14 protein-coding genes are annotated in these 15063 nt (G+C 46.6%); all 14 read right to left on the bottom strand.

Annotated features, from left to right (window positions below; genetic code table 11):
* Window positions 1-76 precede the first annotated feature (76 nt).
* Window positions 77-463 (bottom strand): TIGR02530 family flagellar biosynthesis protein, encoded by a 387-nt coding sequence (locus ACR6HW_RS18185; protein ID WP_455729095.1) that lies wholly within the window; start codon window positions 461-463, stop codon window positions 77-79.
* A gap of 12 nt (window positions 464-475) precedes the next feature.
* Entirely contained in the window at window positions 476-958 is a 483-nt protein-coding gene (locus tag ACR6HW_RS18180) for a flagellar hook assembly protein FlgD (protein ID WP_455729094.1), read from the bottom strand.
* A 9-nt stretch (window positions 959-967) separates the two neighbouring features.
* Window positions 968-2326: a flagellar hook-length control protein FliK gene (locus ACR6HW_RS18175; RefSeq protein ID WP_455729093.1), complete on the bottom strand. Its 1359-nt coding sequence runs from the start codon at window positions 2324-2326 to the stop codon at window positions 968-970.
* A gap of 10 nt (window positions 2327-2336) precedes the next feature.
* Complete coding sequence (locus ACR6HW_RS18170) at window positions 2337-3590, bottom strand: hypothetical protein (RefSeq protein WP_455729092.1); 1254 nt, start codon at window positions 3588-3590, stop codon at window positions 2337-2339.
* Complete coding sequence (gene fliJ, locus ACR6HW_RS18165; RefSeq protein WP_455729091.1) at window positions 3580-4041, bottom strand: flagellar export protein FliJ; 462 nt, start codon at window positions 4039-4041, stop codon at window positions 3580-3582. The genes ACR6HW_RS18170 and fliJ overlap by 11 nt, the downstream gene beginning before the upstream one ends.
* The gene (gene fliI, locus ACR6HW_RS18160) at window positions 4038-5342 is read right to left on the bottom strand and encodes a flagellar protein export ATPase FliI (RefSeq protein ID WP_455729090.1); all 1305 of its coding nucleotides are present in this window, start codon (window positions 5340-5342) and stop codon (window positions 4038-4040) included. The genes fliJ and fliI overlap by 4 nt, the downstream gene beginning before the upstream one ends.
* Window positions 5332-6099, bottom strand: coding sequence for a FliH/SctL family protein (locus tag ACR6HW_RS18155; RefSeq protein WP_455729089.1), 768 nt, complete (start codon window positions 6097-6099; stop codon window positions 5332-5334). The genes fliI and ACR6HW_RS18155 overlap by 11 nt, the downstream gene beginning before the upstream one ends.
* Window positions 6092-7105 carry a flagellar motor switch protein FliG gene (gene fliG / locus ACR6HW_RS18150; protein ID WP_455729088.1) on the bottom strand — a complete coding sequence of 338 codons (1014 nt, stop codon included), beginning with the start codon at window positions 7103-7105 and terminating at the stop codon, window positions 6092-6094. Before fliG ends, ACR6HW_RS18155 begins: the two co-directional genes overlap by 8 nt.
* 8 nt (window positions 7106-7113) lie before the next feature.
* The gene (fliF, locus tag ACR6HW_RS18145) at window positions 7114-8688 is read right to left on the bottom strand and encodes a flagellar basal-body MS-ring/collar protein FliF (RefSeq protein ID WP_455729087.1); all 1575 of its coding nucleotides are present in this window, start codon (window positions 8686-8688) and stop codon (window positions 7114-7116) included.
* Between the two features lie 23 nt (window positions 8689-8711).
* Entirely contained in the window at window positions 8712-9152 is a 441-nt protein-coding gene (flgC, locus tag ACR6HW_RS18140) for a flagellar basal body rod protein FlgC (protein WP_455729086.1), read from the bottom strand.
* Window positions 9153-9403: 251 nt separating this feature from the next.
* Complete coding sequence (codY, locus tag ACR6HW_RS18135; protein ID WP_455730912.1) at window positions 9404-10159, bottom strand: GTP-sensing pleiotropic transcriptional regulator CodY; 756 nt, start codon at window positions 10157-10159, stop codon at window positions 9404-9406.
* Window positions 10160-10189: 30 nt separating this feature from the next.
* Complete coding sequence (gene topA, locus ACR6HW_RS18130) at window positions 10190-12253, bottom strand: type I DNA topoisomerase (RefSeq protein WP_455729085.1); 2064 nt, start codon at window positions 12251-12253, stop codon at window positions 10190-10192.
* 185 nt (window positions 12254-12438) lie between these two features.
* Window positions 12439-13548, bottom strand: a complete 1110-nt coding sequence (gene dprA, locus ACR6HW_RS18125; protein WP_455729084.1) for a DNA-processing protein DprA — start codon at window positions 13546-13548, stop codon at window positions 12439-12441.
* A 4-nt stretch (window positions 13549-13552) separates the two neighbouring features.
* Window positions 13553-14989, bottom strand: a complete 1437-nt coding sequence (locus ACR6HW_RS18120; RefSeq protein ID WP_455729083.1) for a YifB family Mg chelatase-like AAA ATPase — start codon at window positions 14987-14989, stop codon at window positions 13553-13555.
* Window positions 14990-15063: the final 74 nt, after the last annotated feature.

The following is a 15063-nucleotide window of genomic DNA, read 5'->3' as shown; positions in this document are numbered from 1 at the left end:
AGTTCATTAACCTCCCGTATATGGGCCGCGCTCTCATCTGTCAGTCAGAGAGCCTTAGCTTCCTCAAAAGGTCCAGCTATACGATTACGGCACCATCTATATTCGTAAATACACCTTCCTTAAGCTGTTCGTCCACAGCCGCAGTGATAATCGTGTTGTTGCATACGCTGGCGACAAACACTTTATTGTCCATCATAATCAGCGCTTCGCGTACACCTTTGCGCTTGGCTTTGTGTACCCCTTCGTTCAACCGTGCCACTTCCTGATCAGAAAGTGCAACTTCCCTGTTGTTCAGCCGCTGCAACGCGTGCTTAGAAAATTTAACCGCATCCTGCGTCTGAATCCTATTCAGTACCGCATCAAACGACGGCGTCTTTTGAGAAGCTTTGTTTGGTGCTTTCTGATGTTGTATTTTCGATCGGTTTAACACATATTCTGTGTTCATGTTTTTAATAGGACTCATTGTAAACTCCTTTTAAGAGGACAAGAGCGCTTTCATGGCCGCTTCGACATCGCCTTTATCGCCATCACCTGCAAAATACGTTTCCAGCATTTTATTGAGCTTGACGAGTTCTTCTAAAATCATCTGATCGGTTCCGACTTTATCTTCGCCGTCTTCACCCGCTTCACCGTCTTCTTCAGAAGGGGCAATCACTTCTTTCAGCTCATCGAGTTGTGCCGATATCAAAGCGTTCATTTGGAGACTCTGTTCTTGGTAAGTCGCGATGTTTGCCAACTGCTCCACTGATGAAAACTGTGCCATTTGAGCAATCTGCTCGGAGTTGTCCAGAGGCTCCAGCGGGTTCTGATGTTGAAGCTGTGTCAGCATTAACTTTAAGAACGCGTCTTTATCGAGCACCTGTGATTTACGTTTTTGATTGTTGACGCTGTCTTGTGACACCGCGTCGAGATACTTAATTTGGTCTTCGGTAAAAGACCCCTTAATTGGAAATGACATCTCTACCTCCTATCCTGCAAAGTCAATATGTGACCCGAGGCCGCTTTCTGAAGCCTGCGTCATAACCACGCCCTCTTCGACAATTTCTTCTAAGTCAAAAGGCTTTTGCTGAGACTGACGCCCACTTTCGCCATGGGTGTGTGACTCGGCCTGTTCCTTGTTGGTCAAATCGACTGAAACGCTCATTTGACCAACTTGATACCCTTTGTTGGACAAATTGTGCTTCAGTTGATCGAGGTTCGCTTCTATAGCCGCCTTGACCATTTCGTTTTCGACCTTAATCTCCGCGAGTACCGTCCCCTTGTGCAAGTTGAGCTTCAACTCGACCTCACCTAAAGTATCCGGCTTCAACGTCATTTTCATCGTCGTCCCCGCTTCTGAGATTCGAATCGGACCTTTCATCCATTCCACTACTTGTTGTACCACTGGGTCTTTCGGCATGGCCACAGCTTCTTTTCCGGCGATAACGCCAACCGGCTGCTTGGTCAGCAACTGCTGGAACGTCGTCGCAACATCGCTTTTAGCTGCCGCTGCGTTCTCGTCTACGGTGACTTTCGTCGTCTGCTCGCCTTTAGCTTGCATTTTTTCACCACCGCTGTTTACCAACTTAGGGGCTTCTAAAATCGTCTTGGCATCGACTTTCACACCGTCTTCTTTAACCATCGATTGAAGGGGCTCGGTTGAAACAGATGCCTTCTCCGGCACAGCCCTCGTCACCTCATCGGGTTTTACTTTTACTTCTTTCAACACTTCCTGCATCATTTCGACAAACACTTCGGCATCCACCGGCGTCGACGCTTTCGTCTCAGGCGGCGCTTTAGACACATCTGCGTAGACGTCTACAAAAGCTTTAAACACCGTGTCGACACTTTCCTCTACGGCCTCATCAGTTCCCACTTGTTCGAGGGAAAAATCGATTGACGCACTCACAAAGTTTTCAAGTGCCGCCATGAGAACGGGGTCTTCTGTCAACAATTTCAAAGACTCCGGCGACTGAAGGTCAATTTGTAGCGCATCCAGCAAATACATCAGTTGCTCTTCGCTGAGCCCCGTTTTCTTGAGCAACTTTTCCTTTAAAGCTTCTAGAGCTTCAGGGGTGAGTTTTTCTGTCTTATCGACAGCTTCGGGTTTAGCGCTCTTCACCTTCGTCGTTGCTTCTGTCTCTGTCTTCGCCTGGCGCTTCTGCGTCTCTGACTTCTCTACGTCTTTCTTTTCCACCTTGACCGGCGTCTGTGCTTCTTTCGGCTTTTCGGCACTCTTTTTGACATTGAGCACCTCGGCGAAAGAGCCTTTTGGTCGATTGTCGCTTTTTTTCAGAAGCGTTGAATTGTCCAGTGCTGGCTTATCAATCCAACTGACCTGATTCATTGACACCTCCTTAATTTTCAGGCAACGCAAGTTGCCTTGTAAGTTCAGTTGACAGCGTCTTGTCCAATAGCGTCAAAATCTCACTGAGTTTCTTTTCCGGGAAGGATCTCAAAATCGCTATGACCAGATCTTCGTCGGATAAAGTAATGAGATCGCCGTTATCGAGGTCGTATACTTCAGACGGCGATGCGTTTAGCATCATATCTTTAATGACTTCGACCACTTTATCATTCGGCATTTTGGAATATACGCCGTTCAACTCTTTAATGTTATCGTCAAATTCTTTGTAAATCTTAAGGGATTTCAATATATCCGGCGTTAAATTATCACTGCCTTTGCCTGCGATTTCATTGCCCTTAATACGCGAAACGATGTCGAGAACCAACTGTTCATCCCCAACTTTGGAGAGAACCTCACCCGCTTTTTTAGCACCGAGATTTTTGTAGACGATAGCGAGCTCATCCAATGTATACGTCGTCGTATTGCCCAGTGTTTCAGCTAAGTTTTCCGCAGGTTCCGATTGGTACACCTTTGCCAGTTGAATCAGCTCGTCTTCTCTGTCCACCATGGCGTTATGACTGTTTTTAATCGCCGTCTTTTGTTCTGTCGACATGTACGAGAATATTTTATCCCGGTCGACAGCATCTAATTTATACAGGATGTTTTTAGCGGCATCGACATTCATTTGCTCCATAATTTGCGCCATTTGATCGTACCCGTTGATACTCGCATCGACGATTTTATGCACCTCTTCAATAGCGCTGTCAAGCGCCATCCCCTCGATGACCTTCGCTTGGTCGGTATAGGCCTGATTGGTTTCGTCTTCAATACGTTTGACCGTATTGCTTAAAACACTGTCGCTAATTGTTGAAGAACGTATGGCTTCGAGGACTTGGCGCGTCTTATTGGGATTCAGTCTCAGCATATCTTCAATGACCTTGTCATAAATCCCGGCATCTTCGCTTTTCAACACCAAAAGCTTGTCTACTGCACGCTCGTTGTCGAGCTTAATCAAGTTTTCGGAAATCATTCGAATTTGCGCCTGCTGCTCTTCCTTCGTCGGAAATTTCTCAAAAAAATTACCGACAAAACCCGGTACATTGGACATAACGCTGTTGACATTGAGCTTAAAATCCTCGTTTAAAAAGTAAATCGACACCAGTACGAGAATCGGCGTCAAAAAAAATGCCAAAAGTACAATCAAACAACCGCCCGATTTTTTCTTGCCTTCTTTCGATTGTTCCGCCTTCTGATTATCTGCCATAATCCTCTCCATTTTTTTTCGTATTGTTGTAGTTTACAATTTCTTCTATGACCTTGACTTCTGCGGCATTTACCGCTTCTACAAACGCACGGTGGGCCTTTTCTTTTAACTTTTCCATCACTTTGCGCTCTTTCATCGCTTCTGCCAAAGCCTCTCTGGTCGCTTCTATGCGCTCATCGACGCGCTGTATCTCCTGCGTCAGTGCTTGTTTTTTTTGCTTGTAGAACTGCTTGCCGTCGAAAAAAGCGTGTCTGTCTACAGCGGCATTGCCACTCTCTAACGCCTCTTGTATCCACAGATCATAACTCTGTGCGCGGTCGTTGAGCGCTACGAGCGTTTCTTCACGCGCTTTCTTTTCAGCAAAGAGATCTGCGAGTTCGTGCTTTACAGCATCTTCGCGCTCAATGCGCATCTTCAATAAACTTTCATATCGAAATTTAAACTTCTTCATAAGGAAATTTCCTTGAGTTTTTCTACGGTTTCATCATAGCTGGAGAACTCATGCGTCCTCTGCTTTAGAAAGGTATTGAACGCGTCTATTTTATCAATTGAGCGGTCTATTAACGGGTTGCTGCCCTTGGCATAAGCCCCAATGTTAATTAAGTCCTCTGCATTTTTATATGTCGCAAAGACTTCTTTAAACCGTATGGATGCGTCGATGTGTTCTTGGTCGACAATATTCGGCATAACGCGGCTCGTACTCTCCAAGATGTCTATTGCCGGATAATGCCCGAGCGCCGCCATATGTCTCGACAACATAATGTGACCGTCTAGAATCCCCCTTACGGCATCTGAAATCGGTTCATTGAAATCATCGCCGTCTACGAGTACCGTATAAAGCCCGGTTATAGAACCTTCAGAAGAGTTTCCCGCGCGTTCGAGCAATCGCGGTAAAACCGAAAATACCGAAGGCGTATACCCTCTGGTAACCGGAGGCTCTCCAATGGCGAGCCCTATTTCACGTTGGGCCATAGAAAATCGGGTAACGGAATCCATCATCAAAATGACGTTTTTACCGAGGTCTCTGAAGTACTCCGCAATGGAAGTGGCGATAAGTGCCGCCTTAACGCGGACGAGCGCCGGTTTGTCCGAAGTAGCTACAACGACTACGGAGCGTTTGAGCCCCTCTTCACCCAGTTCGTTTTCAATAAATTCGCGCACCTCTCGACCACGCTCGCCTACCAGCGCAATGACGTTAATGTCCGCGCGGGTGTACTTGGCAATCATCCCGAGAAGGGTACTCTTACCGACGCCGGAACCTGCAAAAATGCCCATACGCTGTCCTTGACCACAGGTTAAGAGACCGTCGATGGCGCGAATCCCCAGTTGCAACGGCTTGTCTATCTTGTCTCGGTAAAGGGGATTTGGCGGGTCGTTGTTCGCCGGATACCGGTCTTGAGGTGCCGGTTTGTACTGATCGTCTATGGGGTTCCCCAGTCCGTCTAGAACCCTCCCCAGCAAGTCGGTGCTCACTTCGACTTCAAGGGCATGTCCTTTCGCCACGACGCGACTGCCCGGACCGACGCCCGTCATATCGCCCAGTGGCATAAGCAACACCTTGTCTTGGTTAAACCCCACCACTTCACCGAGTAAAGGCGGTCCGTCTTTAATCGGATAAATATCGCAAACTTCTCCGATTTCAACTGCTGGACCGCTCGACTCAATCATGAGACCGATGATTTTAGACACCCGCCCCATAAGTTTTATTAAGTTGGCCGTATGAATCCGTTTTTGGTATTTATCAAAATTCATCCATCGCCTCTTCGCTTTGAAGCATATTTAAAAACATTGTCTTAACCTGTTCAAACTGCGTCCAGATGCCGCTGTCAACGGTTCCTGAATCGCCGTCGATAACACAACTGCCGTTGGTCAGTACCGGGTCTCGAATGATTTCAATGTCGTCGATTTTGTCGCACATGGATTGAATCATCGGTCGAACGGCAACCGCCTGATTGTAATCTTCTGTCGAGACGCGCACCGTGAGCTTCTCCGTTTTGGTAATCCGCTCGAGACCCTTACGGATAAGGGTTTCCACGACAGTGGGGTCCTCTTCCAGACGCGTTTCTAAAATGCGCTCAACGGTGTCTAAGACGAGTTCTATGACATCGCGTTCAGCATCTTCTACGACACGCGCTTTCTCTGCCAACCACTGGTCTTTTATAGAGAGGGCTTCGTCGATGATGCCGCCGCTTTCTACACGCCCTTCTTCATACCCTTGGTTGTACCCATCCTTGTAGCCATCGTCTCGTGCGGAAGCCATAATCTCCTTCGCCTTATCATAGGCGTCTGCGATAATGGCCTCGCTGCTCTTATGCGCATTTTTTATTTTTTCATCGGCCTCTCGATCGGCATCTTCGAGAAGCTGCGTCACCTGCTCTCTCGCATCTTCAATAGCATCGATGGCATCGACAGGCGGACTTTCCACTACCGGTGGCACCGGGTCTTTAGATGCGAGTACAAAAGTCTTGTCGTCTAAAACGACCCTGGACGATTTGAATATCTTAGACAATGAGTTCATCTCCTCCGCCTCTTGCTATGATGATTTCATTAGCATCTTCGAGCTTTCTAATGATATTGACAATCTTCTGCTGCGCTTCTTCAACATCGCGCAAACGCACAGGTCCCATGAAGTCCATATCTTCTCTGAGCATTTCCGCCATACGTTTGGACATATTGGCAAAGATCATTTCCTTCACCTCGTCAGTAGCACCTTTAAGCGCAACGGCGAGTTCCGTGTTGTCCACCTCTCGGATAAAACGCTGAATACCGACGCTGTCCAAGTTGACAATATCTTCGAATACGAACATTTTCTTTCTGATTTCTTCCACGAGTTCCGCATTCTGAATTTCCAGCGTTTCGAGGATGTATTTCTCTGTTCCCCTGTCCACAGAATTGAGGATATCGACAATACACTGAATCCCCCCTGTAGCAGAGTAATCTTGCGTTACCATTGAAGACAGCTTTCGCTCCAAGACCATTTCCACTTCCTTGATAACCTCCGGCGAGGTACTTTCCATAGTGGCAATACGCTGTGCGACGTCGGCCTGCTTCTCCTGTGGTAGAGCAGAAAGCACTTGCGCCGCCTGTGTCGAATTGAGATACGACAGAATAAGTGCAAGGGTCTGAGGGTGTTCGTTTTGTATAAAGTTAAGCAACTGGTTGGCATCTGTCTTTTTGACGAAGTCAAACGGTTTGACTTGCAGAGAAGATGTCAGCTTGTTGATAATTTCAAGTGCTTTTTGAGAGCCCATCGCCTTCTCGAGCACTTCTTTGGCATAATTGATTCCGCCTTCAGAAATAAACTCTTGTGCCAAGCACACTTGGTAAAACTCCTCAAGCACTTCGGCGCGCTCTTCAGGGGTGATGCGATTGACATTGGCAATTTCAAGCGTCAGTTCTTCTATCTCGTCATCGTGCATGTGGTTAAACAACAGCGCCGACCGTTCGGGACCAAGGGCGATGAGCAAAATCGCCGCTTTGGTTTTTCCAGACATTTTGCCTTTTTTTGTAGCCATGATTCCTCCTATTGGTCATTGAGCCATGCACGTAAGAGCGTGGCAGCTGCTTCCGGATTTTTGTCGACAAATATCTCAATGTGGTATTTAGGACTGCCTTTATCGTCTTCAGCAGATTCAATGGCATCGAGTTCCGCTTTTTCTCTAAGTCTGTCTTCCTCTTCTTCTCTGGCAACCGCTTCAGCTTCTGCTTGTGCACGATCCTTCTTACGCTTGCTCAGGAGAACGATAGCTAAAATCACCGCTAAAGTAACGAAGACTGCGAGTACCAGTGCAAAGACTGGAATGCCAAACAACGTGCCCTTGGCTGCATCTGTTGAATACACGTCGTAGAGTGCCATTGGATCCGCAAATGAACTCACCATTACCGTGATATTTTCCGTCTGCGTTCCCGCCGATTGAGCTATTAAATCGACGAGCTGATTTTTCGTTTCTTCTGTCATCGTCTCGTCGACGAGTACTTTTGAGTTAACCAAGATTCCAATGGACATTTCTTTAATATCCCCTTGGGATTTAACCAGTTCACGCTTGATTTCATTGAGTTCATAGTTGAGCGTTTCACTGGCTTTTTCATAGCTTGAGCCGGTGTCATCGCCTTCGACGAAGTTTGTGGCTTCCCCAGTGTTGGAATCCGTACCCGGTGCGCCTGTTGCCGTATTGCCGTTCACGACATTTTCTTTAATCGTCGTGATGCTTCTCGCCATACCGGTGACTTCACCTTCAATAGGCGGGCTGAAAATCTTTTGCGTTTCAGATTCTTTATTAAAGTCGAGAACGATATTAGGCTGCACCTCTACGTTGCCCGGACCGTATATCTTCTCGAGAAATGCCGTTAAATCCAGTTGCATTTGCTGTTGAACTCTGTACTGAAGATCGTACTGAGTATTGGCCGTAAAACCGCCGGACTCGTTGTTTGGGTTATTGAGCTGTACCCCTGTCGCCGTATCGAGAATTGTAATGTTCTCTTGTGTCAGATCCTTTACAGAACTGGCGACCAAATTGACGATACCGTTCACTTGATCTTCTGAAAGCGTGTAGCCGTTTTTTAAAGACAAGACGACAGACGCCTTCGACTTGATTTCATCTTTGATGAAATAGTTGCTCTCTTTCGGAATCATCAAAATGACTTTGGCGTCGTTGACGGAATCCAGTGTTTTAATAGAAGCTTCCAAGTCCGACTTGGTCGCCTGAATATACATTTGTTCTCTCGTTTGGGATGTCATGGTAATGGATTCGCTACCGAATACATCTGTCCAACTAAAATTGGCCACTGCCATATCGGCTGCAATTTGCATCCGCGCTCTAGAGGCATCCCCTTCTTTTACCATAACCACCGATGTGTTGGCTGAACTCTCCCAAGAGATGCCCAATTCATCGAGTTTAGAGGTTACAGCTTGAGCTTCGACCGGTGTTAAACCTTGTGCAATTGGGACATAAACAGGACGTGTCAAACGGAGCAGTCCGAACGTAACAAGCAGAACAGACGCCACGATGCCCAAAATGAGCATTATTTTTTTGTTTTTATTAAGACCTTTGTAAAATCCTGATACTTTTTCTTTAATGCGATTTAACACTTCATTCATTAGAACACCTCATCGTCTGTTTATTATTTTCCAATTTCAAGGGCCTTCATCGCCATGGCTTTTGTCGTATTGACAGACGTCACATTGGCTTCATACGCTCTAGACGCTGAGATCATGTTAATCATTTCATTCACTACTTCTACATTCGGAAGGCTGACATACCCCTCGGCGTCTGCATCCGGGTGCGACGGGTTGTATTCTTTCTTAAATGCGCTTTGGTCCTCTGCGATACCGGCAACTTCAACGCCATTACCGGAAATTCCGGCGCCTTTCGCAGCATTTAAAACCGTTTCAAACGAATTGCCCTCTTGTGTTCTAAAGATGGCAACTTTTCTTCTGTATGGACCGCCCCCTGGCGTTCGCGTCGTATTGGCATTTGCGATGTTCTCCGAAATGAGGTCCATGCGTAGCCTCTCTGCTGTCAGTCCGGTTGCACTAATATTAATCGAATTAAAAAAGCTCATAACGCCCCCTCCGTTTAACTCTCTATGTTTATAAGGTCTATCGGCACACAATGCCATGTTTCTTATACCCTATATCTATTACTTTTACACTCAACATAGTATATTTTATACTATAGGTTGTATAAAATAAAGCTTTTATTGGAATAATGATAAAATAGTCCCGTACACTACAGTGTACGGGACTATTAAGCATTTGTCATCTGAGTCTATATAACTATATAATTAAAGTTATATTAATGAAAGATGCATTGTTACTTAATGCGCTCGAGTTCTTCCATTAACTTTTCGTTGAGAATTTTGATGTGCGTTCCCTTCATTCCTAACGAACGGGTTTCAATAACGCCGGCGCTTTCAAACTTTCTGAGGGCGTTGACGATAACCGAACGCGTAATGCCTGCTTTGTCTGCGATTTTACTGGCAACCAAAAGCCCTTCCTCGCCGTTGAGTTCATCAAAGATGTGAACAATGGCTTCAAATTCCGAGTAAGAGAGGGTGCTCACCGCCATTTGAACGATGGCTTTCTTTCTCACATCTTCTTCGTGTTCTTCGCTCTTGGCGCGAATGATTTCAAGACCGATAATTGTCGCCGCATACTCTGCTAAAATTAAATCGTCTTCCTGATAGCAACTTTCTCTTCTGGCGATGATAAAAGTTCCGAGGCGTTGAGCGTTGCCGATAATCGGAATAATTGTAGCAAACTTGCTGTAACTTTGAATATCGTTTCCGAAAAATTCGAGCAGTTTGTCCTCTGTAACGTTAAATTGCGTCTCGTTAATTTTTAATAGCTTTTGCTGTTCTTCAAAAGTAAAGAACTGCTCTTCGCCGTCTGCTTGAACAACGGCACTGTCTTCGTGGTCGTAAAGACTCGACCCCAAGATTTTGCCTTTTTTGCTCACCACATAGACATTTGAATCCAATATATTCATCATGGTAAAGCACAAATCTTTAAAAGAAAGTTGTGTTGCGCCTGATGTCTGTAGAATTCTGTTCAGCTTACGCATTTTCATCAAAATATTACTTTCCAACTTCAATTCCTCCTATTTTTCTTCCTTATAATCACAAGATGCGTTATGGCACTTGATGAATTCTTTTTTCTTCGTTTTCTTGTGGGTCAAAATACTACCACATTTCGGACACTTTTCATCTATCGGCTCATCCCAAGAGACAAATCGACAATCGGGGAACTCGGAACACCCGTAAAATACTTTGAGCTTCTTCGTCTTGCGTTCGACGATTTCACCGTTCTCACAATCGGGACACTTGATGCCGAGTTTTTTCAGAATCGGTTTCGTGTTGTTGCACTCTGGGTAGTTCGAACACGCTAAAAACTTACCGTATCGACCGTGTCGAATCAACATCATATTCCCGCATTTCTCGCAGGGAATGTCCGTTTCTTCAGTTAAATCAACCTTCTCTATAGCTTCATCTGCCTTTTCTACCATCGCCTTAAACGGCTCGTAGAACTCTGAGATAGAAGTTTTCCAAAAGCGATTGCCCTCTTCAATTTCATCAAATTTTTCTTCCATCGCCGCCGTAAAGTCCACGTCCACGATGCTGTCAAAATAATCGTTCATAATTTCATCTATAATAAACCCGAGTTCTGTTGGCTTGAGAAGTTTTTTCTCTTTTTCAACATACCCACGGCTTAAAATCGTTGCAATTGTCGGCACATACGTACTCGGTCTGCCGATACCGAGGTCTTCCATTTCTTTTACAAACGACGCCTCAGAATAACGCGAAGGCGGTTGGGTAAAGTGTTGTGTCGGTTCGAGAGCAGTAAACTCCAAAACATCCCCTTCAAAGAGTTCCGGTATGATCTTATCAGCGGATTTGCTGTAGGCGTATATGCGCAAGAACCCTTCGAAATCCAATTTGTTGCCGTTGGTTCTAAAGATATACCCATTGGCATCCACATCTACCGAAATACTTTCAAAAGTTGCACTGGCCATTTGGCTTGCCACAAAGCGCGCCCAAATCAAACTGTAGAGTTTAAACTGGTCTTTGCTAAGCGCCGCTTCAATCGACTCCGGCGTCAATTCGACGTAGGTCGGACGAATGGCCTCGTGGGCGTCCTGTGCGTTCTTAGACTTTTTCTCTTTTTTAGAAGCGCCTCCAAGCCACTCTTTACCGAGGGTTTCTTCAATATAGTGTCGCACGCCCTCTTTCGCCACTTCAGAAATACGCGTAGAATCCGTTCTCATGTAGGTAATGAGACCGACAGTGCCTTTGCCCTTGATTTGAATCCCTTCGTAGAGCTGCTGAGCAATCATCATCGTCTTCTTCGTGCTGTAACTGAATCGATTAGACGCTTCTTGCTGCAAAGAACTCGTAATAAAAGGCAGTGGCGGGTTTCGAAACTTTTTCTTTTTCTCTACGCGTGTGACGACACCGTTTACACCACTTATGTCAGCAAGTATTTTATCAACATCTTGCTGAGAAGGCAAGACAATTTTTCCTTTTTTATCTCCAAAAAAATCGAGGTCAATTTTCTCATTGAGTCGCTCAAGTTTTGTCGTCGCAGCGATTTTCCAGTATTCTTCTGGTTGGAAGGCGATAATTTCGCGTTCGCGCTGACAAATCAGTTTAGTTGCTACCGATTGAACACGGCCGGCACTCAGCCCCTTCTTCACTTTGCGCCAAAGAATCGGACTGATGGTATACCCCACAAGCCGGTCCAATATTCGGCGCGCTTGTTGCGCATCGACCAGATTGAGATCGATGGTGCGCGGTGCCTTAACAGCACTGACAACCGACTGCTTGGTTATTTCATGAAACAACACGCGGCAAGGGGCCTCGGGGTCGAGCTTTAAAAGTGTCGACAGGTGCCAAGCAATTGCTTCCCCTTCTCTATCGGGGTCAGTTGCGAGTAAAACGCGGTCGGCTTTTTTGGCAGCCGCTCTCAACGCTTTAATCGTATCGCCTTTCCCGCGAATGTTGATGTATTTGGGTTCAAAGTTGTTTTCAATATCAACGCCCATTGTACTCTTAGGCAAATCCCTGACATGTCCGACCGATGCGATCACTTTGTATTTCTTTCCCAAAAATTTTTCTATCGTTTTTGCCTTTGCAGGCGATTCTACAATAACAAGTTGGTATGACATACAGACTCTCCATTAATTATTTAAGGGTATGGTCAAATAATTTGTCCAAACCCTCATGCAGCATTATTACTAGAAGTTGAACGCTTTTCGTTTTCACAGATGTAAAATTAACGAAATAATCAATCAATTGTCAACTCCTGACCTAATTAAATTTATAGTTAAATATTGAACTTGTCAACCCCTTTTTAAAGAATCTCTATTTCATTTAAGGAAATAAAGTGACACAACTCTTCACAAACCAACTCTGTAAAGGCCGCTACAACGTCTGAATTTTCAATGCCCTCCTCTATTTCAATTGCCGCCACAGAAGCAGGAGACTCCCTAAGAAGCCGCATGTAAATGCGTTTCGCCCCATTGGAAAGCGCCTCAAATGCGGCCGGCAAGCATTCTGCTGTTCTTTCCTCTTTAGAGTCAATGCCCAAACACACTAAAATATCTTCATAATTAATTAGCGGATAGGCACCGTCTGCAATCAACTGGTTGCTTCCCCTGGACTGTTCTGAAAAAATACTTCCCGGCAAGGCGAAAATAGAACGCCCCTGGTCGATACCGTGTTGCGCCGTGGTGAGCGAGCCGCTTTTTTCTGCCGCTTCAATAACGACCACTAAGTCCGATACGGCACTGATCAATCGGTTTCGAAGCGGAAAGTGATGCTTCATAGGTGGTGCGTCGTCACCGCGCTCTGAAAAAACGCAGCCGCCTGTTTGAAGGATTTTATCGAATAAATAGCGGTTGGTCTTCGGATAAGGCGCTTCTATGCCAGATGCCAAAACAGCTATCGTTCGACCACCGGCCTGTATGGCGGCGTTGTGCGCAATGGCATCTACGCCGATGGCCATGCCGCTAACCACACATACGCCGCGCGAGGCTAAAAAAGTCGAAAGGCCCGCGGCGACGCGTCTGCCATAGGAGGTCGGCTTTCGACTCCCGACAATCGCGACTTTCTTAGCGCAGTTCAGCAGTGTCACATCGCCTTTTACGTGAAGCAACTCCGAAAGGGGTTCAGGCATTTTTAACCCCAGCGGGTAGCGCTTGTCTTTCGGAGACAGATAGTCGATACCCGCGCCTTTATAACGGGCTACGGTTTCACGGTACTTCTTAACAAACGTGCAAGCCGTTCGCTGTAGAGGTAACACCGCCGTCGGCGAAAGACCGTAGCACACGCGATTGGCATTCACTTCCCGCCAGTTTATGTCACCTACAGTCTTGTATCGCGCCAGTAAGGCCCGTTGCTGCGCAGCGGTAAACGCGCCTGAACATCTGAGACTCAGCCAGTTAAACAAATACTTGTCCACGTGCTCACCTCCTCAGCCGATCGACATCTTGATAAGAAATGGCTTCCAACAAGTGGAGCACTTCGACGCACTCAGACAAAGCAAGATACGCAAGACTCTCGGCAACGGCCTTAACAGCTTTTAGACGCCGCGCAGACAAGCGTCCTCGACTGTGGTATCTTTGCAGCCGATTTTCGGCTTCTTCAGACCATTTCAGAATGGGATGTGCACTTTTAAACGCGCGGGCTTTGTGGAGTTTTTCTAATAGCGCCGCCGTAGACTGAGACCCACCTTCTTCAGAGACGTCCATGTATACAACCAAATGTATGCGGTCGACTAAGGGCCCCGACAGTTTCATCTTGTATCGGTCCAGTACATGCGCCGGGCAGATACAAGCTTTTTGTGCAGAAAGATGATAACCGCAATGACACGGATTCATCGTTCCCACAAGTAAAAAATCCGCCGGGTATCGTACGGTTCGATGGCGCCGCGTCAACACGATGTTACGATTGCTCATCGGTTCGCGCAGTGCCTCTAGAACGTCGGATTTAAAGCGATTCACCTCGTCTAGCAGGAGCACGCCGCCATGTGCTCTGGTAATTAATCCAGGGGCTAAGGTGTTGTGCCCGCCGATTAATCCCGATTTGCTCACCGACTGGTGCACGTGCACCACCGGTCGCCGGAGCACCCCGGACTCGCCGCCTAAAAAGCTGTTTACTTTCCGAATCGCCTTCGACAGCGCGTCATCCGGCAACGGCAGCAGTGCCGGTAACCGCTCTGCCAACATACTCTTTCCGCACCCAGGCGGTCCTATCAGCAACAGATGATGCCCACCTAACGCCGAGAGCATTGCACCTTTCACAGCATGGGGCTGTCCTATCACATCTGAAAAGTCCGGACAAATGGGGACGCTTAGGGTGGTGTCTCTCCCCTCAACTGACACAGGGTGTAGCGTATCACTTTGTAGACATCTGTAAAGTTCCGCAATTGATGCGCATGTGAAAAAAGTCATGTCCCTTTCTGAAGCCACTTCCTCTAAGTTGCCTTCGGGGATGACCACCTGCTTAATGCCACCTGCTCTTAAGCCCTCTACCAAGCCCAAAACACCGTTAATGCGCCGAATAGAACCGTCGAGGGATAATGCCCCTAAAAACCCGATGGTTTCTAAGCCACAGCGAAAATCGGCGACAGTGGCTAAAATACCAACGGCTAACGGGAGATCCAGATGCGCCCCTTCCTTTTTAAGATGAGCGGGGTATAGATTCTGAGTCAGTCGCCTATCGGGATAGGGAAGTCCCGAGGCTCTCAAAGCCGAGCGCACCCGTTCTTTTGATTCCTTAATCACTTGGTTGGGGAGCCCTACCAACGTGTAATAGGGGAGCCCATTAGTTACTTGCGACTCTATTTCGATTTTTCGGCCGTCTAACCCGTCGAGCACGGCGGTGTGTATTCTGCTGTACATAAAACCTCCTCCACCTGTTTTACGTACATTATATTATTATTTTGTTTAATTTGTCAAATTATTCCTATCGGGCG

This window comes from Fusibacter sp. JL298sf-3 (assembly GCF_053842995.1).
This window is presented reverse-complemented; position numbering and strand designations above follow the sequence as displayed.